At 38.9% G+C, this 26,904-nt stretch carries 26 protein-coding genes; 2 read left to right on the top strand and 24 right to left on the bottom strand.

The window, feature by feature from the left end; all coding sequences use genetic code 11:
- Nucleotides 1-16 precede the first annotated feature (16 nt).
- The 5 genes from ACN6MT_RS21495 to ACN6MT_RS21515 all read right to left on the bottom strand — a co-directional run bounded on the left by ACN6MT_RS21495 (nt 17) and on the right by ACN6MT_RS21515 (nt 4,317).
- Nucleotides 17-652: a hypothetical protein gene (locus ACN6MT_RS21495; protein ID WP_419887970.1), complete on the bottom strand. Its 636-nt coding sequence runs from the start codon at nt 650-652 to the stop codon at nt 17-19.
- 154 nt (nt 653-806) lie between these two features.
- A complete protein-coding gene (locus ACN6MT_RS21500) occupies nt 807-1,154 on the bottom strand; it encodes a metal-sensitive transcriptional regulator (RefSeq protein ID WP_034673066.1) in 348 nt (115 codons plus the stop codon).
- 115 nt (nt 1,155-1,269) lie between these two features.
- Nucleotides 1,270-2,733 (bottom strand): alanine/glycine:cation symporter family protein, encoded by a 1,464-nt coding sequence (locus ACN6MT_RS21505; protein ID WP_419887971.1) that lies wholly within the window; start codon nt 2,731-2,733, stop codon nt 1,270-1,272.
- Between the two features lie 142 nt (nt 2,734-2,875).
- On the bottom strand, nt 2,876-3,613 hold the full coding sequence (locus ACN6MT_RS21510) for a GTP pyrophosphokinase (RefSeq protein ID WP_419887972.1): 738 nt from the start codon (nt 3,611-3,613) through the stop codon (nt 2,876-2,878).
- A gap of 29 nt (nt 3,614-3,642) precedes the next feature.
- A complete protein-coding gene (locus ACN6MT_RS21515) occupies nt 3,643-4,317 on the bottom strand; it encodes a TetR/AcrR family transcriptional regulator (protein ID WP_419887973.1) in 675 nt (224 codons plus the stop codon).
- A gap of 260 nt (nt 4,318-4,577) precedes the next feature.
- On the opposite strand from ACN6MT_RS21515, the gene ACN6MT_RS21520 reads away from it, so the two are divergent.
- Nucleotides 4,578-4,739, top strand: a complete 162-nt coding sequence (locus ACN6MT_RS21520; protein WP_169803660.1) for a hypothetical protein — start codon at nt 4,578-4,580, stop codon at nt 4,737-4,739.
- Nucleotides 4,740-5,515: 776 nt separating this feature from the next.
- Here the strand turns inward: ACN6MT_RS21520 and ACN6MT_RS21525 are convergent.
- The 19 genes from ACN6MT_RS21525 to sigX all read right to left on the bottom strand — a co-directional run bounded on the left by ACN6MT_RS21525 (nt 5,516) and on the right by sigX (nt 25,361).
- Nucleotides 5,516-6,253: a protein-glutamine gamma-glutamyltransferase gene (locus ACN6MT_RS21525; RefSeq protein WP_419887974.1), complete on the bottom strand. Its 738-nt coding sequence runs from the start codon at nt 6,251-6,253 to the stop codon at nt 5,516-5,518.
- A 107-nt stretch (nt 6,254-6,360) separates the two neighbouring features.
- Nucleotides 6,361-6,615, bottom strand: coding sequence for a hypothetical protein (locus tag ACN6MT_RS21530; protein WP_419887975.1), 255 nt, complete (start codon nt 6,613-6,615; stop codon nt 6,361-6,363).
- Between the two features lie 181 nt (nt 6,616-6,796).
- The gene (locus tag ACN6MT_RS21535) at nt 6,797-8,107 is read right to left on the bottom strand and encodes a hemolysin family protein (RefSeq protein WP_063252327.1); all 1,311 of its coding nucleotides are present in this window, start codon (nt 8,105-8,107) and stop codon (nt 6,797-6,799) included.
- A 59-nt stretch (nt 8,108-8,166) separates the two neighbouring features.
- Nucleotides 8,167-8,580, bottom strand: coding sequence for a MerR family transcriptional regulator (locus ACN6MT_RS21540; RefSeq protein WP_063252324.1), 414 nt, complete (start codon nt 8,578-8,580; stop codon nt 8,167-8,169).
- Between the two features lie 437 nt (nt 8,581-9,017).
- The gene (locus ACN6MT_RS21545; protein WP_419887976.1) at nt 9,018-9,953 is read right to left on the bottom strand and encodes a manganese-dependent inorganic pyrophosphatase; all 936 of its coding nucleotides are present in this window, start codon (nt 9,951-9,953) and stop codon (nt 9,018-9,020) included.
- Nucleotides 9,954-10,106: 153 nt separating this feature from the next.
- Nucleotides 10,107-11,315, bottom strand: coding sequence for an iron-containing alcohol dehydrogenase (locus ACN6MT_RS21550; protein WP_419887977.1), 1,209 nt, complete (start codon nt 11,313-11,315; stop codon nt 10,107-10,109).
- A gap of 16 nt (nt 11,316-11,331) precedes the next feature.
- Nucleotides 11,332-12,855 (bottom strand): aldehyde dehydrogenase family protein, encoded by a 1,524-nt coding sequence (locus tag ACN6MT_RS21555; protein WP_419887978.1) that lies wholly within the window; start codon nt 12,853-12,855, stop codon nt 11,332-11,334.
- Nucleotides 12,856-12,926: 71 nt separating this feature from the next.
- The gene (locus tag ACN6MT_RS21560) at nt 12,927-13,820 is read right to left on the bottom strand and encodes a R2-like ligand-binding oxidase (RefSeq protein WP_419887979.1); all 894 of its coding nucleotides are present in this window, start codon (nt 13,818-13,820) and stop codon (nt 12,927-12,929) included.
- 9 nt (nt 13,821-13,829) lie between these two features.
- The gene (locus tag ACN6MT_RS21565; protein WP_419887980.1) at nt 13,830-15,350 is read right to left on the bottom strand and encodes a long-chain-fatty-acid--CoA ligase; all 1,521 of its coding nucleotides are present in this window, start codon (nt 15,348-15,350) and stop codon (nt 13,830-13,832) included.
- A 123-nt stretch (nt 15,351-15,473) separates the two neighbouring features.
- Complete coding sequence (locus ACN6MT_RS21570) at nt 15,474-16,247, bottom strand: SDR family oxidoreductase (RefSeq protein ID WP_419887981.1); 774 nt, start codon at nt 16,245-16,247, stop codon at nt 15,474-15,476.
- Between the two features lie 274 nt (nt 16,248-16,521).
- Nucleotides 16,522-17,703, bottom strand: coding sequence for a thiolase family protein (locus tag ACN6MT_RS21575; RefSeq protein WP_419887982.1), 1,182 nt, complete (start codon nt 17,701-17,703; stop codon nt 16,522-16,524).
- Nucleotides 17,704-17,847: 144 nt separating this feature from the next.
- Nucleotides 17,848-18,249 carry a MaoC/PaaZ C-terminal domain-containing protein gene (locus ACN6MT_RS21580; protein ID WP_419887983.1) on the bottom strand — a complete coding sequence of 134 codons (402 nt, stop codon included), beginning with the start codon at nt 18,247-18,249 and terminating at the stop codon, nt 17,848-17,850.
- A complete protein-coding gene (locus ACN6MT_RS21585) occupies nt 18,246-18,695 on the bottom strand; it encodes a MaoC family dehydratase N-terminal domain-containing protein (RefSeq protein ID WP_419887984.1) in 450 nt (149 codons plus the stop codon). Before ACN6MT_RS21585 ends, ACN6MT_RS21580 begins: the two co-directional genes overlap by 4 nt.
- 25 nt (nt 18,696-18,720) lie before the next feature.
- Nucleotides 18,721-19,485: a 3-oxoacyl-ACP reductase FabG gene (fabG, locus tag ACN6MT_RS21590; RefSeq protein WP_419887985.1), complete on the bottom strand. Its 765-nt coding sequence runs from the start codon at nt 19,483-19,485 to the stop codon at nt 18,721-18,723.
- Nucleotides 19,486-19,542: 57 nt separating this feature from the next.
- Nucleotides 19,543-20,721 carry an acyl-CoA dehydrogenase family protein gene (locus ACN6MT_RS21595; RefSeq protein ID WP_419887986.1) on the bottom strand — a complete coding sequence of 393 codons (1,179 nt, stop codon included), beginning with the start codon at nt 20,719-20,721 and terminating at the stop codon, nt 19,543-19,545.
- A gap of 525 nt (nt 20,722-21,246) precedes the next feature.
- Complete coding sequence (locus tag ACN6MT_RS21600) at nt 21,247-22,638, bottom strand: DL-endopeptidase inhibitor IseA family protein (RefSeq protein WP_419887987.1); 1,392 nt, start codon at nt 22,636-22,638, stop codon at nt 21,247-21,249.
- An 8-nt stretch (nt 22,639-22,646) separates the two neighbouring features.
- A complete protein-coding gene (locus ACN6MT_RS21605) occupies nt 22,647-24,020 on the bottom strand; it encodes an ATP-binding protein (protein WP_419887988.1) in 1,374 nt (457 codons plus the stop codon).
- Nucleotides 24,017-24,724 (bottom strand): response regulator transcription factor, encoded by a 708-nt coding sequence (locus tag ACN6MT_RS21610; protein WP_419887989.1) that lies wholly within the window; start codon nt 24,722-24,724, stop codon nt 24,017-24,019. Before ACN6MT_RS21610 ends, ACN6MT_RS21605 begins: the two co-directional genes overlap by 4 nt.
- 109 nt (nt 24,725-24,833) lie before the next feature.
- Nucleotides 24,834-25,361, bottom strand: coding sequence for an RNA polymerase sigma factor SigX (gene sigX, locus ACN6MT_RS21615; RefSeq protein WP_419887990.1), 528 nt, complete (start codon nt 25,359-25,361; stop codon nt 24,834-24,836).
- A gap of 245 nt (nt 25,362-25,606) precedes the next feature.
- Between sigX and ACN6MT_RS21620 the strand changes: the two genes are divergently transcribed.
- Nucleotides 25,607-26,899, top strand: coding sequence for an ATP-binding protein (locus ACN6MT_RS21620; protein WP_419887991.1), 1,293 nt, complete (start codon nt 25,607-25,609; stop codon nt 26,897-26,899).
- The last annotated feature ends 5 nt before the right edge of the window (nt 26,900-26,904 follow it).

Consider the following 26,904-nt stretch of genomic DNA (forward strand, 5'->3'; position numbering starts at 1 on the left):
ACTATATGTGGCAGCACTATTTTTCAATGATTTCTCCATTTTCCGTAATAAAGAAAACCTTCGCCTGTTCATTCATTTCAGTTTCATAATACCTTACTTCCATTAATACAGGAAAATCTGCCTCCTGTAAAAATTGACTAAGCTTTTTCATTTTTTGTATTTCGTTTTTTTGATTCACTTGTGTCCAATTTGCTTTTATATCAATTGGTATAGTTGTGGAGAGAGTAGAAATGTTTGTTTCTTCATAGGAAGGTATATTCGCACCAAAGAATTCCGCTTTGTCCTTAATTTGGAGTGCTTTAAACATTCCTTCATCCAATTCTGGAAAGAGTTCTTTGATTTGTGCTTTAAGGTTCATTGCTAACTCACTATCCCACATAACCTTTGGATAATTATCCGAATAGCCAAGAGCAGAGTCCATATCTTCCTCAATAATAAACAAGAGGTTCGAGTGCTGTGTAGGGTAGGCATATCCCTGGTATGTTTCACTTAAAAAATTGTAATTCAATTTAGTAAGAACAAATTCTGTATGGTATTTATCCTTAATGTAGTTTTTCATATTTTTTTCATGTTGTTGTTTAGCCCAAGGTGTTCCATAAAACACTGTATAAGCGTAAACACTAAAAGAAAGGATAAGTCCAGCAAATACCATTAGGATTATTTTCGTTGCCCTTATATCTCCTCACCTCTATAGTTTTCAGAATATTATAATTATAATATTCTCCATACTATTTTCTTATTCCTTCTAGAAATAATTGGTAGTGGAATAAAAAAAGACGTACATAAAGTACGGCTTGATGAACCTGCTATTTCTTCATTAATTTTTGGATGGTTACAAGAACTTCGTCTAAAACTTCGTGGTCTCCTTCTTGTATTCTCTCAATTACACACGTTTTCAGATGTCCTTCTAACAGAATTTTTGCCACACTATTCAGTGCAGATTGTGTTGCGGAAATTTGCGTGATCACATCATCGCAATAGGTGTCCTTTTCAATCATTCCTTTAATTCCGCGAATTTGCCCTTCAATTCTATTGAGCCTTGTAACAAGATTACTTTTCACCTTATCAGAATGATGACTTTTACGGTGACTGCCCTCCGTATTACAGCAAGATTCTTCGATCATTTCTTCCTCAGATTTATGTTCAAAAGACATTCCATCACCTCATTTTTTGTTATTATATCATACCCCCCTATCGTAAAGCGATAGCTCAACCTTGAAAGTAAAAAAGAAACTGACAAGCGTGCGTCAGTTTCTTTTCTTTTTCAAGTTACCCTATTTTTTCAACAGATTCGGCTTCTGGATACTTATATTCATGTTCCCAGAAATCAGCATCTTTAATCCCTAATTTTACCGGATCAAACACAGGATCTTTTCCGTCTTTTAACTGTGCTTCATAGTCCTTTAGAACTTTCATAGCAGGTTTAGTTAAAAGAAGAATAGCAATCAGGTTTAACCAAGCCATTGCTCCAACACCAACATCCCCTAGAGCCCACGCAAGACCTGCTTCTTTGACACAGCCGTAGTAGACCATGCCTAAAATAACAAATTTCAGGACATATTCCGTCCATTGATTCTTATTTTTTCTAATATAGGCAAGATTCGTTTCCGCCATATAATAGTAAGCCATAATCGTTGTAAAGGCGAAGAACAACAATGCAATGGCTACAAATGGTGCACCAAATCCCGGTAATACAGACTCAACTGCCGCTTGTGTATATCCAGGACCCGCTTCAACTTCAGTCAGGTTTGTAACAATTGGTTCTTTCCCTTCAGGAGTTACATTATACATTCCTGTCATGAGGATCATAAAGGCTGTTGCCGTACAAACAAACCAAGTATCAATATAAACGGAGAAGGCTTGAACAATCCCTTGTTTAGCAGGATGTGATACTTCCGCAGCTGCTGCTGCATGCGGTCCAGTACCCTGTCCGGCTTCATTGGAGTATATACCACGTTTTACTCCCCAAGAGATAGCGGCACCTAAAATTCCCCCATATGCTGCATTTCCGCCAAATGCACTTGAGAAGATTAAAGAAAGGACTTCTGGTATTTGAGAAAAATTTGCAAATGTAATGATTAGCGCAACAATAATATAACCAACAGCCATAAATGGTACAACAAATTCAGCTGTTCGTGCAATACGTTTTACTCCTCCAAAAATAATTGCAGCTAAAACTAACATTAATACGATACCTGTAATACTTGTATTGATGCCGAAAGCATTATCGATACTGACAGCGATACTATTTGCTTGTACCCCAGGTAAAAGGGCTCCCGTCGCAATAACTGTTACAATCGCAAATAATACGGCATACCATTTAAGCTTCAGCCCTTTTTCTATGTAGTAAGCTGGACCGCCTCGAAATTGTCCGTCTTGTTTTGACTTATATACCTGACCAAGTGTGGATTCTATGAAGGCTGAACCAGCACCTAAAAACGCGATTAACCACATCCAAAAAACGGCCCCTGGACCCCCAAATGCTATCGCAGTGGCAACCCCTGCAATATTTCCTGTACCAACCCTGCCGGACAATGCAAGGTTTAACGCCTGAAAGGATGAAATTCCGGCTTCAGATTTTTGACCTTTAAACGTCAGCCTAAAAATATCCTTCATATGTCTGATTTGAAGAAACCGAGTTGATAGCGTGTAAAATAAACCTACCCCTAAACATAAATAAATAAGTGCCTGGCTCCAAATAATTCCATTCAACCAATTTACAAGTCCTTCCAAGTAAATCCCCCTTTTCTCCTTTGCTGATTCCTATTATATAACAGCTCGTTTATAAAATAAAAGAATTTTTTGAATAATCCGTTAGATTTTCTTACATAAAATAGTAAAGCCTATTACCAAATTAAGTAATAGGCTCTTCTTCTTATTTAATTCCCAATTTTTCTTCCATAAAAGATTCTAAGAATTTAAGTTTGTTGTTTCCGACTCCAAATGGCAGAAGGAGCTCATTAGCTTCATCATCTTTCTTCATTTTATCCATTTCTCTATGCAGTTTCTCCATTTTCCGGTCCAAAAGCCCCGCCATTTCTGCCGTGGATTTTAGTTCATCCAGCATTTTTTTAGGAATTTCCTTGTTATATTTATAATAGATTTTATGCTCTAAGCTTGCCCAGAAATCCATCGCAATGGTGCGAATTTGAATCTCAACCATAATCTGTTCCTCACGGTCGGACATAAAGATCGGAATCTCCACAATCATATGCAGACTTTGGTACCCATTCGGTTTTGGGTTTTTTATATAATCCTTATATTCTATAATACGGACGTCTTTTTGATTCGCAATCATCCTGCTTATCTCATAAATATCCGAAATAAATGAGCAGGTAATCCTTATCCCAGCTATATCTTTAATATTTGTTTTAATACTTTCTAGATTAAATTCACAATCTTTTCTCTGTACTTTTTTAAAAATACTCTCAGGTGATTTTAACCGTGATTTTACATGTTCTATCGGGTTGTAATCATGAATATAATTGAATTCATCTTTTAGTATATTGATCTTTGTCGTCATTTCATCGAGGGCAAATTTATAAGCCATCATAAAACGAGTCAGTTCAATTTTAATTGTTTTTAAATAATTCAAATCAAGGGTCTTTTCCATTCCCAGTGTTTACATCCTTTCAAAAATCATTACTCTACTTCGTCTGCTTCAGTTTCGTTTTCAGTTTCATTTAATTGTAACTTTTTGATCTCTTCCGGTGGAAAAATGATCCGGCAAATTACTTTTGCCACTTCACGATAATCGGTCACGTTCCCACATTGTTTCATTTTATCAGGTGCATGCTCGGCCAAAGTCATCAGCGACCATGTAACTGTATTTAAATCTAAATCTTTCCAGGTTAGACCCTTCTCAAATGCCTTTGTTAATCCCAAAAGAATTCTAGTAAATATCTTCCGTTTTGCCGCTGCTAACACCTCAGCAAATTCAGTGTCCTTTGCCAATAATTCAGGAAGCAATCGCTGCATTCCCATTTCCTTAATCCGTTTATCATGTGCCTCTAACAGGGACGCCAGCATGCTTTCCGGATCTGAGTCACCCCATTTTGGTTCAGGCGGCATTAACATCTCGATTTGATTCTCTAACAGAGACATTAATAGCTGTCGTTTATCCGAAAAGTACCGATAAAAAGTCCCAGTCGCTACCCCTGCATGTGCTGCGATTTCCTTTGCCGTGGTATGCTCATACCCTTTTGTGATAAATAATTCTTGACCACTTTTTAGCAACAAATCTCGTTTAAGCTGGGCACGTTCCTGCTTCGGAATTAATGGAAACTCACCCACCAGCTGGTCTTCTCGGTCTGACATTTTTCTCACCTCATTGCTATTATAACACAAAACACAAATATTGAACCGTAGTTCATGTTTCCATTGACAGAATCTCTTAATCATGTAATACTTGAACTATAGTTCATGTTATTTCAATGGATGTTCACACCCCTTGGCATTGATTGTAGATAACATGAACAAATTATTTATTTTTGGTTTTTTTGAGACTTTTTACTCGCTTTTTTTGTTTTTATTCATATATAATATTTTATAATTAACTTTGGAAGGTGTTGATTAATATGGCAAATCAATCTGATAAAAAAGATATCTCAATCAACTCAAGCGTTTCACTAAAGGGAATTGTAAAAGCCATTTTCAACGATACCGTACACGTACAAATTGGCGGCAAGATTATTACTTTGCCTAAAGCCGATTTCCTGTTAGATAAATCTATGAATTAAAAAAGAAATCATTTAGAAAGCCCATTGCAGCAGATGCAATGGGCTTTCTTTTCGGTTGGATGTGTTAAAGTTTATGGTTGATTTTAATAATTTTTAGAAAATAGACGGAGTAATTCCGCTCAATTAATAATTCCCACTAAAAAAAGCTCAAATAAACGGAGAGATTCCGCCTATTGGCTTGAAATTTTCAAAAATAAGTGGTTTTGCTTTACATAACCGGAAACCGTCCGCCTAGCTATCCCCAAACAGGCTCCATTGTGCATTTTCCCGGAAAGTCTCCGCCTATTTTACTTAGGCGGTTTCTGGAGCGCAAATCAACAGCATTATATAACACAGTCTTTCGGTTAAATAACATTACAAGCTCTTAATGGAAGGATATGGCTCCTATTTTAAGGATGTAAGAGTTATATCCGCGACTTTCTATGTCACCCTCATTGACGCCGGTATATGCCGTTTTTTCGACTTTGTAACGAAAAATCTTCAGTGCTATCATTATTATTGTATTAACAAAAAAGCCGTAATGAACGGTAAAAACCGGAGGGATTCATTATCCATTATTTGAAAATGAAGTACACAAATGAAATGGAAAAAGGTTTGTTAAGTGCACATGGAGTATGTTATGAAGTCTACAAACGTAAATTAAATGTGAGAATGGAAGTTGAAAAACGACGTGAGCTGGACCATCTAATATGTAAACGGCTTAGCGCAGATTTTGACGGAAGATTACACTCTTAAATAGATAGAAGGAGCCTCCTTAATGGACGCTCCTTAAATTTTCACCGTAATAGGCTGATCGTTTTATAATTTGGTCTTGTGATCATACGCATTAGATAGGCAGACTCATCAGCGTTTTCTTTTCTCTTTCCGTTTAAAAATTTAATAATGGTCTTTGAATCTCTAATTCCAATTCCATGTCCATAGAATTTATCATTTCCTAAAAAAATTACATTTTCTGCCCGCCACCACGGCTGCTTTGGGTCAAAATCTGGGTTTTTAAAATGTAAAACATCTCCAATAAGAAAATCCTCTCCATCTTTTTGATAAATAGGAAGATCTTCATCAAACTGCCAATCCATTAAGTATAGTCGGCTAAAATACGTATTAAAAGCCCTCGGTCCAATCGAATATAGGGCAGCAATATACAAAACAATGGCAATCGCGGTAGAGCATTCAAAGGCATAGAGCTCCCCATTTTTCACTATATCTTCAATTCCTTCTGAAGGATCGATTCCATCCCGTAAAAGAAACCCTCCGTTTGGCAAGCGATACCAGTATTTTCTGTTCGGAAAAGAATAAGTGAAGGTCGTAAACTTTGCCCCGCTTTTGTTTAATGCATTTGCTGCTTTTACTGTATTCACTCTAAAAAGCAACTCAAATTTCAGCTGTTGAATAGATTCATAATAATAGATCACAGGGTAACTCGCCAATTCATTTACCATTACCTTTTGCTCGCTGCTAGCAATTTCATTACTAAGATCCTCAGGCTTGAGTATCCGACCATTTAAACTAATCATTTGATACCTCCTCTTTTACACCATATGACTCTATTTCTGGATACATGCAGGAGGCCAATTAGAAAAAGCCAAATCCATACTTAGGGACCTGACTCGGGTAATGAAGTTTATTTATTTCTGAAAAAATGAACAATCAATCCGCCCACAATCGAGCCAATGGCGGTAATTCCAAAGATGATAAAATAAAGACGCTCCGCCAAATCGGCCATTCCCTCACCAGGGAAAAACTCTGCCTTTCCATAAAAAGCAATGGCAGCTAGAAATAAAACAAATGATGGCGCCCAAACAATCCAGCTTGGTTTAATCTTTATTAATAAAAACGGAATGACAAACCCGATAAGAAAAAACACAAAGAACAGCATAACCTCAACCCTTCCAGCACCTTTTATTCATTAGACGAATAAATTGCAGCTTTCGTTCCGAATCAGAGTTTACAGACCAGGCCCATTTTTTCTCCGTAAATACTATAGAAAGAAAACGATAACCTATCTTGCTTTATACCAAAAAGAAACCCCTCTTGCCTTATAGACAAGAGGGGAAGATTTAAGCAATTGATTCGTGTTTCATCAATTTCACAATTTCTAATAATTTAATGTGGTAACCATCAATTTCAACAACCTTAAATTCATAATCACCATATTCAATTTTATCACCTTCGACTACATCCATTTTTTCGGAAAGAATCCATCCACCAATGGTATCCATTTCCTCATCATGAATATCAAGACCAAATAAATCATTTACTTCATCAATTAGAACTTTCCCATCCACAACTGTTTTATGCTCACTGATTTTATTAATTTCCGGTACTTCGTCTTCGTCAAATTCATCACGAATTTCCCCGACAATCTCTTCCAGAATATCCTCAACCGTAACTAAACCAGCTGTACCGCCATATTCATCCATTAAAATTGCCATATGAACGCGATCTTTCTGCATTTTAACTAACAAATCATGAATGGCAATTGATTCGATAACCTGAATCACCGGACGTGTATATTCTTCAATTGAAGTATCGAGGTTTTTACCGCTAATATAATCAGTCAATACTTCCTTCATATTCAACATACCGACTATGTTATCTTTTTCACCATCAATAACCGGATATCTTGTATAATTTTCTGCTTTCACAATTTCCAAACATTCTTCTAATGTTTGTGATTTGTCAAAAGCGACGATTTCCGTACGCGGCACCATAATTTCTTTTGCGATACGATCGTCAAACTCAAATATATTATTTACATATTTGTATTCAGACTGATTGATTTCACCGCTTTTGTAGCTTTCAGAGATAATTAATTGAAGTTCTTCTTCTGAGTGCGCGTCTTCATATTCTGAAGCAGGCTTCAAACCAAAGAGTCCAACAATGATACGCGCAGAACCATTTAACGTTTTAATAAATGGATACATTATTTTATAAAAAATTATCATTGGTTTTGCAAAAAATAATGTAACTGCCTCTGCTTTATTAATCGCAATCGTTTTGGGTGCAAGTTCACCAACTACAACGTGCAAAAAGGTTACGGACGCAAAAGCAATAACAAAAGATAAGATTCCTGCTGCTGATTCAGGTATGTTTAAATGTGTAAACAATGGATGTAGTAAATGTTCAACGGTTGGTTCACCCAGCCAACCTAATCCTAAAGCCGTAACAGTAATACCTAATTGACAAGCAGATAAATATTCATCTAAATTTGAAACAATTTTCTTAGCCGCAATTGCTTTTTTATCGCCTTCTCCTACGAGCTGATCAATTCGTGTACTACGGATTTTTACGATGGCAAATTCGAAAGACACGAAGAATGCCGTAAAGCCAATTAAAATAGCAATCACAATCAAGTTAATAATGGTCAATGGTCTCCTTACTCAAAGAATGAGTAAGGAATACACCTCCTGGTTTTTGTAAATGTAAGTTAACTTAGTAATAATAATAAGGTTTGAGCTAAAGGTACACCTTGAGAAGATAATTTATTTCTAACCATTTCTTTCTGTCCGCTGTTTAGTTTGTCAAGAATTGGTTCGATTGCTTCAATTTCTTCCTTTAGGTGACGCATTAGGATCCCAATCTGTTCAAAATGCTTTTCTACCTTTTGCTTATCCACACAGTTTTCCATCTTAATTAATTCAATTGAAGATTTTATCTCCTCAAGTGGCATATTAAGATTTTTATAGTGTTCAATTAAATGCATGATTTGAATACAGTCTTCTCCGTACAATCGATAATTAGAGTCCGTCCGAATAGGGTTAAGTAAGCCTATTTGGGTGTAATAATCGATTGTTCTTTTAGAGATATTCATTAATTTCGCTATTTCACCAATACGATACAACTTCCCAACCTACTCACCCCTTTCTATTATTATATAATACTACCATAACCAAAACTGTACAGTCAACGTAGTAGTTTTCACTATAAAATTTGGCCTGTTGATTTCCACTCCACTAAGGAAAGCTTCTTTGAATAATCACCGCAGTGACAGGCGTTCTTTGCCTGACACGAGGCACTTCGCGCACCTTAGGGCGTGCCGTGGAGCCTCCTCGGCGCTAAAGTGCCTGTGGGGTCTCCCCAGCCCCGTACTCCCGCAGGACATGAGACATGAAATTCCTCCTCGAATCCGGCCACGCACGAAGAAAATGCGATAGCATTTTAGAGGAGTCTTCGTGCCTTCCGTTCCAATCAACAGGGTGCAATATCAGCAGTTAAATGAACACAGCCTAAAAATTTAAAAAACCGTTCCTATAAAATAAGAACGGTTTTCCTTATTAATCAAATCCCTTGATTAAATATATCCGTTAGAACTGGGACGATTTGTTTCTTACGGGAAACTACGCCCTTAAGAACGGCTGTATTATTCTCTAAAGTAACATTGTATGCTTTTTCAACTGCATTGGTTTTACTGCCTAATGCTAAACCAACAGAGTCATTTGTTAAAATATCTGTTACCACAAATAAGAATAAGTCTAGATTTTTTTCTTCAATATTTTTATTGATCGCAGCTTCTAATTCAGCTTGGCGTGCAAGCACTTCTGCCGTATCAACTGCATTAACTTGTGCAATTTCTACTTTACTAGAACCCATTTCGAATTCTTTAGCGTCCAGTGTGATTAATTGTTCAATCGTTTTATCGCTTAAATCTGCACCTGCTTTTAGCATTTCTAAGCCGTAGCTTTGTGCGTCAACACCTGCAATTTCAGCTAATTCTTTCGCAGCCGCTACATCTTCAGCTGTGCAAGTTGGAGATTTAAACAGCAATGAATCTGAAATAATCGCTGATAGCATAAGACCGGCAATTTCCTTTTTGATTTCCTTGCCATTTTCTTTGTACATTTTATTTAAGATGGTTGCTGTACAGCCTACTGGCTCACAACGATAGTACAAAGGATCACTTGTTTCGAAGTTAGCGATACGATGGTGGTCGATTACTTCTAAAACGCGAACATCAGCGATATCATTAGCACTTTGCTGGCGCTCATTGTGATCAACTAAAATAACTGAATTCACTTCAGAAGCTACATTTTCCACTAAACGTGGTACCTCTGCCTTGAACGTGTCCAAAGCATATTGTGTCTCACCATTCACGCTTCCCAGGCGTACTGGTTCTACATCCATCCCAAGTTGTTTTTTCAAATCTGCATAGGCAATTGCAGAACAAATCGTATCTGTGTCAGGGTTTTTGTGGCCGAAAATAAGTACTTTTTCCATTTTTTTGACTCCTAATCGTATTAATATATGTAGACAAGCTCCATTACTGAGTTTGACCCTAACGAAAATTATATCCCATTCTTACCCAGTATTCAAAAAAAAAAATTAAAACCCAGCCGACGAATGAACATGTTCCTGGCTGGGTCACTATATTTATTTTACTCCAAGAGGGACAACCCTTTGTCCTATCGCTGCAATTAATTCTTTTGGCATTGGGAAGCTAAGTGCTGCCGGGTCTTTCATCACCGCTGGCACCGTTTGTGCGAGATTTTCTTCAGAAATATTGTATTGTTTGAAATCGGAAGGGAGTCCAACCTTGTGCTGAAGCAAACGTATCTTTTCCACAACCTTTGCTAATGCTGCTTCAGCAGTTTCCCCTTTGACCTCAACGTCCAATGCAGAAGCAAGTTCGTTTACCTTTGGCAGGTATAACGCAGGAATCATCTCCATCACAATAGGCAGGAAGACGGCATTTGCCAATCCATGTGGAATGCGGAATAATGCACCGTAGGCGTGTGCCAGGTTGTGTACCGGTATAGCATTTAAGGCAAAGCTAAAGGCAGTTATCCCCATTAAACTGGCTTGCAATAAATCCATTCGAGCACCTAAATTCGTCCCATCCGCTACAGCGACTGGAAGATTTTTTTCAATTAACCGAATTGCATGAAGGGCATGAGCGTCTGTAAGCGCTGTTGCGGTTGGCGAAGCAAGGGCTTCGATTGCGTGTGTTAAAGCGTCAAAACCAGTAAAAGCCGTGATGAATGGAGGAAGTCCGACGGTTAAATCAGGATCAAGAATTGCCATATCGGCATTAATGAATGGATTAATGATATTAGTCTTCATTTGAATCTCTTCATTGAAAATAACCGCTATCGGTGAAACCTCTGACCCTGTACCCGCAGTTGTTGGTATCGCAATATGCGGAATCGGAATATAGTTTGCCTTAGGGAATTGTTCATATAGCAGTCCGCCTGGTATGGCATCCTTTATATCGGATAATCCTTTATGAAGTGCATATTTTACCCCTTTTACTGTATCAAGAACACTGCCCCCGCCAACTGCCAGCAGGGCGTCTCCGCCTACTTCTTTTACATAACGGACAGCATCATTAATACAGCGGCTTTCTGCATCCTGAGAGATGTCTAGAAACTGGCCAACTAACTGTGGCCCGCTTCCATGACCAGTTAACTGAAATATTTCTGCAACCTTTTGGACGACACCTGCTGCCTCAAGCCCTCTGTCACTTAAAAGGACAACTCTTTTTGCACCTAGTCCTGCAAACAAGCTCGGTACCATAGCCCTAGAATTTGAACCGCTGTAAATACCCGTGCGAAGCATAAACTGTGATAAGGATGTTTTCATATTCTTCACCTCTTCATTAGTTTTGGCCAAACAGAATGCCATACCAGTTGCGTCTTTCAAGCTCCGGAGACATGGAAGTGTGTACATGCTTTGTTTGTGTATAGGCGTCTAGTGATTGCTGTCCCATTTCTCTGCCAATCCCGCTTTGTTTATAACCGCCAAATGGAGCATCGCTTCTAAGCATATGCCAGTCATTTATCCAAACCACACCTGCCTGCAGTTTTCTTGCCACTTCATAGGCTTTATTGACATCACGTGTCCAAACACCTGCAGCTAAACCATATATCGTATCATTGGCCATCTTAATCGCTTCATCTAATTCTGAATATCTGATTACACATAACACTGGTCCAAAAATTTCTTCCTGTGCAATTTTCATATCATTGGTTACATTAGTAAAAATTGTAGGCTCTACAAAATATCCATCTTCACAGCCTGAAACCTTCACTTCCTTGCCGCCGCAAACAAGGGTTGCCCCCTCTTGTATACCAGCCTCAATATAAGAAAGAATGGTCTCTTTTTGTTTTTTAGAAATAACTGGTCCTACATCTGTCATCGGATCTAGCGGATTTCCAAGCTTCAACTTGCTGGTTAATGCAACCAGACCGGCAACAACTTGATCGTATAAGGAATCTGGTACAAACAAACGGGTTCCACTCTCACACAGCTGACCAGAATGTAAGAATACTCCAAACAAACTGCCTGGGAGAGCGATACTTAAATCCGCATCCTCTAAAAGTATGTTTGGTGACTTCCCGCCTAGCTCCAAGGTTGTCTTTTTAATGGTTTCGGAAGCCAATCCCATAATTCTTCTTCCTACTTCTGTTGAACCAGTAAAGGCAACCTTATCTACCTTCGGATGACGAACCAGCGCTTCACCAATTTCAGCCCCAGGACCAGTAACTACGTTAATAACACCTGGCGGCACAACATTAGAGATTATTTCAGCCAGCTTAAGAGTGGATAACGGGGTATAGCTTGCTGGCTTAATCACAACTGTATTCCCCATTGCTAACGCAGGAGCAATTTTCCAGGTTGCAATAACCATCGGTAAATTCCAAGGTGTTATCGCAGCGCAAACTCCAATTGGTTCCCTCCAGACAAAGTTATGTGCGGGTCCTGGAAATGGCGGCACCGGCAAGGTTTCGGAGAACGGATATTCTAACGTAAAATTTGCAAGTGTTTGGAACAAATCCACCATTTGTAAAATATCACTATTGCCAATTCGGCGTACTGTACCGCCAGAACTAATTGCTTCTAAGTATGCCAGTTCCTCCGCATGCGCCGCAATTTGATAGGAAATCGCATAGAGTACTTTGGCTCTGTCTTTCGGATTCATACTTTTCCATTCGGTGTTGTCAAACGCATCTCTTGCAGCCTGAACTGCACGATCTACATCTGCTGAGGTACCTTTTGCCACTTTTGCTACAAGCTCACCAGTGGCGGGGTTAAAGACATCAAAAGTTTCTTGATTACTTGCAGGTTCCCACTTTCCATTTATAAACAGCGGAAATTGTTGAACTTCGACTTTTACTGTCATTTTCGTTCCTCCTTTTTAATAAAGGCTAATTTTGTGTAGATTGTTGTTAAAATCTTAAAGGCGATTTTAACTTATAAAACACCTAGTTCGCTATCTGAGAATCTATAAATCTCTTCGATTTTTTTGCCTTTTGCACGTGCGAGGATATCCATTCTTACTGACAGTTGTCTAAGCGTAAACTCCATCACCAATGCGGGATCTCCGCCAAATGCACTTACCTCCCTTCCTGCTATACCTTCTTCATTTAACCTTAACGCTAATGGAGTCAGTTCTGTCATTTTTGCTGCTACGTAGTCAAAGAGATGAGGGTGCTCACAAATTAAACGTTGAAGCAGGAATGTGCCATATCCAATATGCCGGGACTCATCCTTTTTCAAATGACCAATGCCCTCTAAGAGACCTGGCATGATACGAGCATTTTCTAACGCTTGATAAAAGGAATAATAGCCCGTTTCAGCTAAGACACCTTCGACAAACATGTTATACACAACGGAGGCTTCGGCTATTGCTGCTGGAGATTGGTCCGTCACAAGACGTTCCATTGTAGTTGGAAGAAGTTCATAGAAGATTTTTTTATACGTATCTGTGTGGAAATGTGATAAATCGCCTCTTTCACCAATTGCATTTAATACTAACCGGAAAAATTCGGTATGCTTGGCTTCTTCATATAAAAATGTGGTTAAAAACATCTCTTCCTCGAGACGCCCTTCTTTTGCAATGGCCATGATTAAGGGGAGCAGATCTAGTGTCACGGCTTCCTCCCCTGCTTGAAACTGTGAAATCAAACGGAGAATATCTTCCTGCTGATCAGTATTAAGTTTTTTCCAGTCATGCGCATCCTGACTAAAATCAATGTCAGCGGGGTTCCAAGTTCCTAACCTTTTTGCTTTTTGATATAAACGGAAAGGGAATGAATCCTCCAATAATCCTCTATTACTTGTCGTTAACATTTTTCTCTCTGTCATATAGACCTCCTAGTACTTCATCTCTATTTCTGTAACTGTTTTCCGCAAATGGGTTTTTAAAATTTTTCCAACACCGTTCCTTGGCAATGTCTCAAAAAAGACAATTCTTCTAGGAGTTTTGTTTTTTGCTAAATGCTCCTGACAATAGCGAATTAATTCTTCTTCTGTTACTGAAGCTCCTGGTCTCACCACTACGCAGGCAACCATTTCTTCACCCATCTTTTCATCAGGAACACCAACAACTGCGACTTCGGATACTGTTTCATGCGTATTTAAAATTTCTTCAACATCACGCGGATAAACATTAAAGCCGCCGCGAATAATCAAGTCCTTTTTGCGGTCAACAATATAGACATACCCTTCATCATCCATTCGTGCCATATCACCCGTATGTAACCAGGAATCAATCAGGACTCGTCTTGATTCTTCAACATTTTGATAATAGCCTGGTGTTACGTTTTCGCCGCGCACACAAAGCTCCCCAACCTCTCCACAAGGTACCTCGTCACCATTGTCAGCAACAATTTTCACCTCTACGCCCGGAATCGGGATTCCTACAGAGCCAGGTTTAATTTCAATTCCATCTTTATGAGCTGTCACAATAGGAGCAGCCTCCGATAAACCGTAGCCTTCGTACACCTTAGCACCAAACCTTTTTTCAAAAGCATGCAGCAAGGCGACAGGAAGCGGAGCAGAACCTGAGCTTACTGACTCAAGGCTGGAGGTGTTATATTGATCAGCATAAGGATTGGATACTAATGCATGAATCATCGCTGGTACCGCCGAAAAGGTTTTTACCTTATATTTTTCAATCGCTTTCAAAACTTCTCTTGTGTCAAAGGTGGAAAAAATGACAATCGAGCTGCCTACGGATAAGCAAATATTAGAAATGGTCAGCCCATAAACATGTGCAAGCGGCAGAACGCCAATCGTTGTTCCACGTTCAAGGTCATTATGCTTTATTGAATTTTGAGCGTTACTCGTTAAATTTTTATGAGTTAATTGAACACCTTTCGGATTACCTGTAGTACCAGACGTGTAAAGAATAACAGCGGTGTCATCATCCTTTGCCATACTGCCAGAAGCAAAAGAACCCTCACCTTTTACTTCATAAAAGTTTAACCTTTTTTCACTTGAGGGCTGATCCACAACAATCAATAATGGTTGAAAAGGTAACCCCTCAAGTGATTTTTCAACATTTACTAGAACAAGTGAGGAGGTAATCACTGCTTTTGCCCCAGAATTAAGTGCAATATAATACAATTCTTTTGGATGGAGGGTGAACATAACAGGTACGATAATAGCACCCGCTCTTGTAATCCCCTGATAAGCAAAGATAACTTCTGGACAGTTTGGCATACAAACAATGACTCTATCACCCTGAGCAATACCACGGTGACGGAGCCCTTTTGCGAACTGGTCAGCAAACATCTTACATTCAATGTTGGAATATTGCTTTTCATTAAAATGTAAAAAAGGATACTCGCCAAATTGACTTATGTTTGTTTCAAGCAAATCACTTAGCCTCACTTCACCAACCAACTCCTTTTAAGGAACTATTAGAAAAGCTGTTCTAAATTTAGAGTATCTACACCACTTTTGTGTAAACGCTGTCATTTCCTTGCATTATCACCCCCTCTATTAGACTATTATTTACATTGCATGTGCGCCGCCATCCACGACAACAATGTCCCCTGTGATAAAATCAGAGGCTGGTGCCGCTAGGAATAGTGCAACTCCTTTTAAATCTGTATCTGAACCAAACTTACGCAAAGGAGTTCCTTCAAGAATTCCTTCACTGACTTTGTCTAGCAATCCTTTTGTCATTTTTGTAGGAAAAAAACCTGGAGCTATTGCATTTACATAGATTCCGTGCGGGCCCCATTTAACCGCTAAATCCTTTGTAAACGTAATGACTGCTCCTTTAGAAGTATTGTAGCCAATCGCATTCATATAGTTAGGATTACTTCCCTTAAGCCCTGCTACAGAGGCAATATTTATGATTTTTCCTGATTTCTGCTCAAGCATTACTTTTCCCACAGTCTGTGACATAAGGAATGTTCCCGTTACATTGACGTCGATTACTTTCTTCCAAGCCTCGAGAGGCATCTCTTCCGCTAAGGCCCCCCAAGTCGCACCACTATTGTTTACCAGGATATCGATTCTTCCAAACCTTTCTATTGTAAGGTCAACTACATTTTGAACATCCTCTGGATTGGTTACATCGCATTTTATAGCAAGACTCTCCACGCCGATTTTCTTTAACCCTTCACTTACCTCCTGACAAGCCTCAATTTTCCTAGAACATACCACTACATTGGCACCGGCTTCCGCAAACCCTTCAGCAATTTGCTGGCCAAGTCCCCGTCCACCGCCTGTAACAATTGCAACCTTACCTGTTAAATCAAATAAATTTTTAACATGCATTGACGTTTCCTCCTATTGCCATTTTTATTCTCTCTATTAGTAGATTCACATACTAACTAGTTGGTATGTTACTAAGGACATAATATACAAAATATTTATAACATTCAATATCATTTTTCCGCCAAATTTCACGTTACCATTTGGATAATATGTTCATAAGCCTGCTTACTCCCGCAGTAACACGCAGCAGTTATCTCTTTATATTTGTATATTAAACTACTAAACGTTTTCCTTTTACTACTGAGCCAAGGCTTCTATGATCAATGGTTGATTTTCATATTCTTTCAACCATTATTGCCATTCCTTGGCCACCGCCGACACAAAGGGCAGCGATTCCTCTATTTTGCTGACGACGAATCAATTCATACACTAAAGTCGTCATAATTTTTGCCCCGGTAGCGCCAAGTGGATGTCCGAGTGCAATCGCACCGCCATTGACGTTTACTTTTTCAATATCTAAATTTAATTCTCGAATTACAGCTACCGCCTGGGAGGCAAAAGCCTCGTTTAATTCAATTAAATCAATATCCTCAAGTGTAAGATTCGTACGTTCCAATAGCTTTTTCACTGCTGATACTGGTCCAATTCCCATTACCTCAGGTGAAACCCCTGTAACTGCCCAATCCACGATTCGAGCCATGGGTGTTATCACTAATGACTTTGCATGTTGTAATGAGGTTAATATCATCGCTGCGGCACCGTCATTTCTGCCACAAGCATTGCCTGCTGTAATGGTTCCATTTTCTTTAAAAGCAGGCTTAAGCTTAGCAAGGGTTTCAATCGTTGTTTCGGGTCGAGGCGGTTCGTCAACTGTAACTAATGTAGTATTCTTTTTTACTCTCACTTCAACCGGCACGATTTCCGCAGCAAGTCGATTTCTTTCAATCGCAATGGCAGCACGTCGCTGACTTTCTACCGCGAAAGCATCCTGTTCTTCACGGGTTATGAAGTATCGTTCTGCAACGTTTTCTGCGGTGATTCCCATACTAAGAAGGTTTCCATATTGCTCAGTGGGCTGTTGACCCACTTCAGTGTTAGAATCAACGAGTTTTGTATTGTCACCTCCAAATCGAGAATTCCTCAGATAAATGGGAGCATTGCTCATGCTTTCTGTTCCGCCTGCAATGACTATATTTGCGTGTCCAAGCGTAATTTGCTGAGCTGCAGATGCGATCGCCTGCATCCCGGAGGCACAAAGACGATTTACAGTAAAAGCAGAAGCTGTCTCTGGAACACCAGCACGTAATGCGGCAACTCTCGCAACATTCGAACTCTCTGTGGTTTGCCTTACTTCTCCTAGTATTACTTCATCCACTTGGTTTGCCGCAATTCCTGCCCTCTTGATGGCTTCTTTGATGACAATTGAAGCCAAATCTCCAGAATTTAGGCTTCTTAATGCACCGCCATATCGCCCTACTGGTGTTCGTACAGCACTCACGATTACAATATCCTTCACAGTCTATCCCCCTTTTGTCTTAGGTAGCTGCAAACTAGCCGGATTAACCCAACACATGCACTTCGGCCGCTAAGAACTGCTATATTGAATAGTAATAAACCCAGCCAATAGGATGGACCTTTCATCTGGCTGGGTAATCAAACACTAGTATTGTTTAAATAAAACTTCACCTTTTAAAACTTCATTTCCATTTTGGTTAACAGCCTGAACCTGAAAGCGCAGTATATTATCTACTGATTCCTTTAAGATTGCTTTTAGGGTAATCACATCATTTAAAAAGACCATTCCTTTAAATCGAATGGAATAATCCTGAACAAAGCCCTCTTCAAAATAAGGTGTAAAAATCTTTGCTAGATTACCCATTGTCCACATACCATGTGCAATAATCCCTGGTAATCCAGCTTTTTTGGCTTCCTCATCTATCGTATGAATCGGATTAAAGTCGCCGGAGGCACCTGCATATTTAATTAAATCAATCCGTGAGACCGGGTCTAACTGAATTTCTTTTACCGATTCACCTACTTGTAATTGTGTAAGTGTATTCACTTTGTCAGCACCTTCCTCACTGCTTCAGAAATAACAATAGTTGATTTTGAACTAAATATCACGTTGCCCGCTGCATCTTCACCAAAGCTCTCTAAGACAAGAAAGCCCATTTCACCAAAATTTCCTTTTTTCTCAAAGTATTTCTTTACTTCGGAGTAACAAAGAAGTTCCTCACCAACGACTAGCGGACGATTGTAATGAAAGGTTTGCTCCCCGTGGATTAAGCCTTTATCCGGCAGATTTAATCCCTCAATTACCCCGTAATCGAAGGTCCTCGGAAAGGTTGGCGGAGCAATATTGTTTTTGTATCGTGAATTTCTCCCAGTTTCTTCGTCAAAATAAATGGGATGAAGATCTCCGATTGCTTCTGCAAATTTCTTGACGGCACCTCTTTCCACGACGTTTTTCACTTTCGTGGAACGTTTACCAACTTGTTCACTAAACAATTTATCTTCCCCTCGCTTTTATCATTTAATTTTTGGGTCCGCCTGCTACATAAATAACCTGACCATTTACAAAAGAAGATTTTTCATCGGCAAAGAATGCCACAGCATTGGCAATATCCGCAGGCTTCCCACTTCTTCCAACAGGAATGCTGGCTACACTGTGCTGGATTAATTGCTCAAATGGAACACCAATCCTATCAGCAGTTTCCTTTGTCATTTCCGTCTCAATAAACCCAGGTGCAACAGAGTTAGCCGTTATTCCATATCTCCCCAGCTCAATCGCTAGTGTCTTTGTGAAGCCCTGTAATCCTGCTTTTGCAGCAGCATAATTTGCTTGACCGCGATTACCAAGAGCTGAGGTCGAGGATATGTTAATAATTCGGCCGTATTTGTTTTCAACCATATATTTTTGCGCAGCACGTGCAGCGTTAAACGATCCTTTTAAGTGAACATCCATGACAATCTGCCAGTCTGAATCTGTCATTTTAAATAATAAGTTATCACGAATTACTCCTGCATTATTAACGAGAATATCAATCGAACCAAATTCCTCGTATGCCTCCTTGACAGCCCCCTCAACTTGCTGTACATCTACTACATTTGCAACCTTTGAAAAAACATCATAGCCTTGTTCCCTTAGTTCATTTGTTGTTGCTGCTAGAGCTTCTTCATTTAAGTCAATGAAGGCTACTTTTGCGCCTTCTTCCGCAAAATGTTGAACAATTCCTTTTCCAATCCCACGACTTCCGCCTGTTACAAACGCCACTCTTCCAGTAAATCTTCCTGACATTTCTTTTCCTCCAAACTTAATCTATTAAACTAGCAGTTAGATAACGCTTTCATTTATTTATACGTATTGACCAACTTTAACATGTCCTTTAATTAAATTTCTTGCAATAATCATTCGTTGAATTTCATCGGTACCGTCATAAATTCTCCAAAGTCTTGCTTCACGGTACCAGCGCTCAATTGGTAATTCTCTCGTATAGCCCATCCCGCCGTGAATTTGCAGGACACGGTCGACAACCTTATTCCCCATATTCGAACCATATAGCTTTGCCATTGAAGCTAGATGGCGATTATCTTCTCCGTGATCAAGAGTGAAAGCAGCGTTTAATACCAGCCATTTAGCTGCTTCAATTTCAACTGCAGAGTCAGCAATTTGCCACTGAATGGCTTGTCTTTCTGCAATAGGTTTTCCAAAGGTAATCCGTTCCTTTGAATAATCAATGGCCATCTGCAATAATCTCTCTGCTGCACCTACGGCTCTGGCACCGACTACCCACCTAGCAAATCCTATCCATTCCAATCCTAGATTGTAACCTTTGTGTAATTCACCAAGGATATTCTCTTCAGGAACTCGAACATTCTCAAATACAAGGCCGGCTGGTCCCCATTCTCCCATCGTATGTATATACTCAGATTTCCAGCCCATATCCCGGTCAACAATAAAGCATGTAACGCCTTCACGACCCTGTGTTGATTGGTGCAGGTCTTTATCAGTAATCGCTATCGCCATGACGAAATCTGCTTCATTTCCACCTGTTATAAATGTTTTTTCCCCATTCAACACCCAGTCATTTCCATCCTTAACAGCAGTCATTTTAATATTTCTAGTATCCGACCCTGCACCTGGCTCTGTCATCGCAAAGCATGATTTTTTCTCGCCATTAATCGTAGGGATTAGATATTTCTTCTTTTGTTCTTCGTTACCGTAATAAAGGATATTGTCTGCTGATCCGCCAAAACTGAAAGGTACAAACGTCTTTGAAACCTCCATCAGGACGATCGCCATCATCATTTGGCCAAGGTCAGCGCCGCCATATTCTTCTGGCGTATTTATTCCCCAAAAGCCAGCTTCTTTTGCTTTTAACTGGAGTTCTTTTAATGCTCCTGCAGGAAGGCTTGGCTTTCCTTCTCTTTCATTTCTTAACACTTCATTTTCTAAGGGGATTAACTCTTTTTCTACGAATCTTCTAATTGTTTTTTGAACCATTTTTTGCTCATCTGTCAGACGTAAATGCATACCTTTCACTCCATTCATTTTTTAGAATTTAGTATAATAGCCGCTTTATATCATTATGCTGGCAAAACCGGATACATACCTACCGGTTGGTATGTCTATTTAATTTTATTCTGAACTTTCAGATAAAACAAGTTTTTTTATTCAAATATATGATACTTTTTAGATTGGCTGTGTTACATAGAACTGTTGATTTCCACTCCATTAAGGAAAGCTACTTTGAATAATCATCGCAGTGACAGGCGGTCTTTACCTGTCACGAGGCACTTCGCGCACCTTAGGGCGTGCCGGGGAGCCTCCTCGGCGCTGAGCGCCTGTGGGGTCTCCTGTGCCCCGTACTCCCGCAGGACATTGAATTTCTTCCTCGAATTCGCCCACGCACGAAGAAAATGCGATAGCATTTTCGAGGAGTCTTCGTGCCTTCCGTTCCAATCAACAGGGTGCAAGATATAATTTTCTTTAACACAGCCCACAGTTATACAAACCACTAAAAAGCAGCAAGTTCATATTCTTATCTTGCTGCTTTCGTTAGAATGTTCCCGGTTCTGAGAAAATTCTCCATCCATTTTCTGTCTTTTGAAAGCTTACATGAACAAATTCATAGGAATTCGTTTCACCAACTGGAACTTTCATGTCAACTTCCATTTCATTTCCTTTATCCTTCTTTTGGACAACTTGTGCTTGGTGATAATTTAGAAGTGATCCTCCATCTGCGTTGAGTTGAATCAGCTTACCAAAAAACTCAAAGATTGTTTTCTTTTTCTGAAATGAATCTATTGCACTAGTTGTAAAAGAACTGGATAAATACTTCACCAATTTTGCGCGTGTATCCAAATCTTTACCTAGATATCGATACTCCTGATCATTAACCATTACCGTTTCTATTTTACCCTCGGGATATTCTCCCCCACTCATGACATACCAGTATTGACTTGCCGCTTCCCTCACCTTTTGAATAATCAACTCATCTTCTAAGCTGCTATATTTACTGATATATTTAGGAGGGTTACTAGTGATAAAATTTACTTTTGGCACCATTTTTTCTGCTTGCATTCTTAAAGTTTGAAAATAACCTTTTGTTGGGACGACGGAATTTAAACTCATCCCCTTATCAATAGCGTGAATAGCCTGTTCGGGAAGATTCGCTTTCAAATGGGCATCTGCTAAATAATACCAATAGTAAGCAGCGTCCGGTACCTCAGCTATTCTTCGCTGATAATAAGTAATCACTCCTTGAAAATAGGATGGATAGTACTCTCTATCAGATATAACAGAGTCACCTTTCCATGTTAATAAATCAATCTTATAGGCATCTGCCATATCACGCTTCCAAACGGCCAGCCTCGTTTTTTCCTCGTCTTCAAATCGAACGGCTTCCATTTCGTTATACGTTAATTCTTTGAGTTTTGTCAGTTTATCCTTCTTCCAATGAAAAATTTCAAGAAGACTTTCTGCCGATCCTTCTGACTGCCACCCCAGAAGCAATTCCTTTTTCTTATCCCCCATCACATCTGCAGCATTGGCCCAATGAATCTTATTGCCAGAACCTTTCGTAATAAATATTTTTTCCCAGCTCTTTGAATTTTTCTTCAAAACAAACGCTCCCACTTGACTATCATGACTCGTGGATTGATAAAAAACGAGTGCCTCGTCTCTTCCATCACCATCAAGATCAACACTAACAACTGGTTCCATTCCAACTGGTCCGTCGGGGACTGTAAGTTTTGAACCCTTAGGTAAATTTCTTTGAGCGATTGAAACTAAGTCTTGTCCTTGATTCACTGCCTTTGCTTGTTTAGGAGCCTGAATTAAACTTTCTGGAGCAGGAAATAAATTGCAGCCGTTGAGCAAAACCATTATAAAAACAACCATCACAGCGGCTTTTTGCCTCTTGCCTTTCATACCATCAGTCGCCATCATAATATCTATCATAAGGGAAGTCGTATTTCCGCAGTTGTTCCGCTGCCCACCTTACTCGCTAGGGAAAAAAGACCATGATGTGCTAGGATAATCTCCTCAACAATAGCTAGTCCTAATCCGCTTCCGGCTGCTTGTGACTTACCTTTGAAAAATTTGTCTTTTACAAACTTAAGCTCTGCATCTGGAATTCCAATGCCGGTGTCGTTAATCGTGATTACTGCTTCTTTCTTATCCCTTACCAATTGGACCGTAATTAATCCGCCGCTCGGTGTAAACTTCAACGAGTTATCTAGTAGGTTTATCAGGACCTGTTTTAAACGATTATAGTCTGCAGAAATCTCCTTTACCGACTCGTCAATTTCCACCATAATCTTCAGATTTTGCCTAGCTCCTCTGGGCTCCAATTGCTGGACAACTTGCTTAATTAAAACGGGCAGATAGACCTCTTGAAAGACCAATGGAAGTCTTCCAGATGATAAGCTTGAAAAATCCAATAATTCATTTAACAAGCCGTTTAAGCGATCACTTTCGTTGGAAATAATTTCTAATCCATCCTGAAAAAAAACATCCTCAGACATAGAATGTAAGGTCACCGCCCACCCTTTTATAGAAGTTAACGGTGTCCTGAGTTCATGTGACACGGAAGCAATAAACTCATTCTTCAATTGTTCATTTTTTTCAATTTTCTTGGCCATATAGTTTAACGTATCCGCTAACTTACCAATTTCATCGTCTTTTTCCTTTGGAATGCGGGTCGAGAGCTTGCCAGAGGCCATCTGCTCCGCTGCTATTGTAATCGCACTTACTGGCTTTGTGATGGTATTCGCTAAAAAGAGACTCATTATAGCAGCAGCTAAAATAACAATTCCACCAAAGGATAGGAGTAAAAGTGTATTTTGAAAATGGATCTCGTTAACCTTCTCTAACGAAGTCGTAAAGCGTATGGCTCCTATTACGGTACTCCCGCGTTTTAGGGGCTGTGTTACAATTAATACCCGTTCACCCTCTACTACCGTATCTAAATATCCTGTTGTTCCCATTAAAGCTAATCTGACATCATCATATTTGCTTATATTTTGGTCTGTACTTTGATGTGTATCTGCTAATATATGCCCATTTTCATCAATTAATTGCACCTGTGCATTAACGAGAAAATTGTATTGATTTAATAGATTTACTGCATCAGGTTTTAAACGATAGTCTATGATTTCCTGTTCATAGAAAGAAGAGAACATCGTTCCCTGATCGCGTAAGGCCTGCTTCATACCATCTACATAATAGAGTCTCAGCGCTAATAGTAACATGGTTTCAAATAAAGCCACGCTAAAGATGATTAACAGCAAATAACTCCACACTACTCTTCTTTTAATCCCTTTTTTCATTCCTGTTTCTCACTCTCATGGAAACAATAGCCAAAACCCCAGATGGTTTTAAGATGAATAGGCTGAGAGGGATCGTCTTCTATCTTCTCCCTTAATCTTCTAATATGGACGTCTACCGTTTTCGGGTCGCCAAAATAGTTGACTCCCCAGATTTCATCTAATAGTTCATCTCTTGTAATTGGTTCATTAAACCGAGCAAAGAATAACTTTACTAACTGATATTCTCTTGCTGTTAATTTAACAAGCTTTCCCGATTTATAAAATCGCTGTGTTTTCAGTTCCAATACAAATGGTCCTGTCCTGATTTCGTTTACTGGGGATTTGGGTGCAGCTAGGTTCGTTCTTCGTAAGACAGATCGAATTCTTGCTACTAATTCTAATGGATTAAACGGTTTCACAATATAATCATCCGCACCTAACTCTAATCCCATAATTTTTTCCATATCCTGCCCCCGTGCTGATACAATGACAATCGGTAATTCCGGATGAGTTTCTCTAAGCTTTGTACAAATTTCAAACCCATCCATATCAGGAAGCATTAAATCTAACAATACTAAAGCAGGGGACTGGTCATGAACAAGCTGAATTGCTTCTTTCCCGTCCCCCGCTTCTAATACTTCAAAGTTTGACCTTTGCAAATTAAATACAATTAACTTCCGAATAGGTATTTCATCCTCTACCACTAAAATCCTAGCCTCAAACATCCTATTTTCCTCACAATTTACGAATATACAATCTTCTATTATTTTACATCTCCGTTAAAACTTAGAAAAGTGTTTTCTGAGGATATTGTAATAGATTGAGATTATGATGTTAACCAGCCATTTCCTTTCGCAGCGTTTTGTTCATAAACGTTTTTAATTGTTTTATCGCACGGTGCTGTGTAGTTTTCACCTTACTTTCCTTCCAGCCTAACACCTGAGCAGTCTCTAGAATCGAGAGCTCTTGAATATAGCGAAGAATAATCACACTTCTTTGATCGACCGTACATTTTTCTAAGCAGCGGTACATTAGCTTCGTCTCTTCCGATTGGAAAATTATTTCCTCTGGTAATGGTGATTCATCTTTTACCTGTAGGTCAAAGATTTCAACTTTTTTGATCATTCGCTGGTTCAAACCTTTTTGTTTCCGAAAAAAATCAATCGCTACATTACGAGCAATGGCAATCAGCCATGTTTTCTCACTGCTCTCTCCCTTGAAATGCTGGTACGATTTTAAAACACGTATATATACTTCTTGCACAAGGTCTTCCGCCTGCTCACGACTCTGGACCATATAATAAAGAAAATTAAATAAATCACTATGATATTTTTTATATAAGTCATTAAATATGGTTTCCACAAACATGTCACCGCCTCTAATCTACCTGTAAATCATACATTTTTCTGCCAAAAAAAGGGTTACACATCGGTAACCACTTTTCAACAAGGTTGTTACCAATTTGTAACCTTTTTATTGTTAGTATGTAGATTTCCAGGTTTCAGATATTCCAAATTACCCGATTTTTTAGTAGTATAGATTATGCAACTAATTTTTTTTGAAATATCGTAGGGAACTTTCCTTCCACGAGAGGATAGGAGTATTAAATGAAGAAAACGAAATTAGTCATTCTTTACTTAATTACTAGCTTAATTTGGCTTTACGCAAGTAATTATATCCTGACACATTATATCCCTTTGGCCCTTGTTAATTACTTTGAACGGGGGAAGGAAATTTTCTATATTCTTGTGACAGGTGGAATTTTTTATTTTTTCATTCTAAAAAAAGAAGAACTGGATACCACGAAAGAACAAGAACGGCGTTTATCCACTCTTATCAATTCAATGGTAGATTTTGTAAACTTTAAAGATGGTGAAGGACGCTGGATTCAAGCCAATGACTTTGGACTGCAATTATTTCAGCTTGAGAATGTTGATTACTTAGGAAAAAAAGACTCTGAATTAGCAGAATACACCGAGTTCTATTCAGGTGCGCTAAAATACTGTGAAGTATCTGATGAAGAAACATGGGAAAATGGTACCGTTACACGTTGTGAAGAGGTCGTTCCACTGCCTAATGGAACTTCTAAAATATTTGATACGATTAAAGTTCCATTATTTCATGATGATGGGAGCAGAGAAGGTTTAGTTATCATTGGTCGTGATATTACGACACTAAGGCAAACAGAGGAACGTTTAAACAGAACAGAAAAATTATCTGTAGTCGGCGAATTATCAGCTAGTGTTGCTCATGAAATTCGGAATCCCCTTACCTCTTTAAAAGGCTTTGTGCAATTACTTCAAATGGAAGATGATAAACATCAGGATTATTATCAAATCATGCTAGATGAATTAAATCGAATTAATCATATCGTAGGTGAGCTCTTACTTTTAGCGAAACCACAGCATTTAAAATATACAGAAATATCGATCCAAAAAATATTAAAGGATGTCATTTCCTTATTAGCCGTCGAAGCTACCCTTTATAATGTTCAGATTGAATCGCATTTTCCAAAAGAGGATATCATTATTGAATGTGAGCCAAATCAGTTGAAACAGTTATTTATTAATTTAATAAAAAATTCTATTGAAGCTTCGAAAAGTGATAGTAAAATATCGATTTATCTTGGTCTAAATGAAGAACACCAAGTAGCCATTACAGTAAAAGATCAAGGCTGCGGTATTTCAAAGGAACTTCTACAAAAGATTGGTGAACCTTTTTATTCATCAAAAGAAAAAGGGACAGGCTTAGGATTAACTGTCAGCTATAAAATTGTTCAATCCCACCAAGGGTCTATTAATTTTGATAGCGAAAAGGGTATCGGAACCACCGTTAACATTACCCTGCCAGTGGAACAAAGTTCTTCAGCTGATATCCGTCACTCAAAAGCAACCGTATAAAAAAA

Source organism: Neobacillus niacini (assembly GCF_048572935.1).
Lineage (GTDB): Bacteria > Bacillota > Bacilli > Bacillales > Cytobacillaceae > Neobacillus > Neobacillus niacini.

Bases quoted from the DNA above. Each gene is read 5' to 3' on its own strand.
- ACN6MT_RS21495 (WP_419887970.1), bottom strand. From the start codon at position 652: ATGGTATTTGCTGGACTTATCCTTTCTTTTAGTGTTTACGCTTATACA.
- ACN6MT_RS21500 (WP_034673066.1), bottom strand. From the start codon at position 1,154: ATGTCTTTTGAACATAAATCTGAGGAAGAAATGATCGAAGAATCTTGC.
- ACN6MT_RS21510 (WP_419887972.1), bottom strand. From the start codon at position 3,613: ATGGAAAAGACCCTTGATTTGAATTATTTAAAAACAATTAAAATTGAA.
- ACN6MT_RS21515 (WP_419887973.1), bottom strand. From the start codon at position 4,317: ATGTCAGACCGAGAAGACCAGCTGGTGGGTGAGTTTCCATTAATTCCG.
- ACN6MT_RS21520 (WP_169803660.1), top strand. From the start codon at position 4,578: ATGGCAAATCAATCTGATAAAAAAGATATCTCAATCAACTCAAGCGTT.
- ACN6MT_RS21525 (WP_419887974.1), bottom strand. From the start codon at position 6,253: ATGATTAGTTTAAATGGTCGGATACTCAAGCCTGAGGATCTTAGTAAT.
- ACN6MT_RS21530 (WP_419887975.1), bottom strand. From the start codon at position 6,615: ATGCTGTTCTTTGTGTTTTTTCTTATCGGGTTTGTCATTCCGTTTTTA.
- ACN6MT_RS21545 (WP_419887976.1), bottom strand. From the start codon at position 9,953: ATGGAAAAAGTACTTATTTTCGGCCACAAAAACCCTGACACAGATACG.
- ACN6MT_RS21550 (WP_419887977.1), bottom strand. From the start codon at position 11,315: ATGAAAACATCCTTATCACAGTTTATGCTTCGCACGGGTATTTACAGC.
- ACN6MT_RS21555 (WP_419887978.1), bottom strand. From the start codon at position 12,855: ATGACAGTAAAAGTCGAAGTTCAACAATTTCCGCTGTTTATAAATGGA.
- ACN6MT_RS21560 (WP_419887979.1), bottom strand. From the start codon at position 13,820: ATGACAGAGAGAAAAATGTTAACGACAAGTAATAGAGGATTATTGGAG.
- ACN6MT_RS21570 (WP_419887981.1), bottom strand. From the start codon at position 16,247: ATGCATGTTAAAAATTTATTTGATTTAACAGGTAAGGTTGCAATTGTT.
- fabG (WP_419887985.1), bottom strand. From the start codon at position 19,485: ATGTCAGGAAGATTTACTGGAAGAGTGGCGTTTGTAACAGGCGGAAGT.
- ACN6MT_RS21595 (WP_419887986.1), bottom strand. From the start codon at position 20,721: ATGCATTTACGTCTGACAGATGAGCAAAAAATGGTTCAAAAAACAATT.
- ACN6MT_RS21600 (WP_419887987.1), bottom strand. From the start codon at position 22,638: ATGATGGCGACTGATGGTATGAAAGGCAAGAGGCAAAAAGCCGCTGTG.
- ACN6MT_RS21605 (WP_419887988.1), bottom strand. From the start codon at position 24,020: ATGAAAAAAGGGATTAAAAGAAGAGTAGTGTGGAGTTATTTGCTGTTA.
- ACN6MT_RS21610 (WP_419887989.1), bottom strand. From the start codon at position 24,724: ATGTTTGAGGCTAGGATTTTAGTGGTAGAGGATGAAATACCTATTCGG.
- ACN6MT_RS21620 (WP_419887991.1), top strand. From the start codon at position 25,607: ATGAAGAAAACGAAATTAGTCATTCTTTACTTAATTACTAGCTTAATT.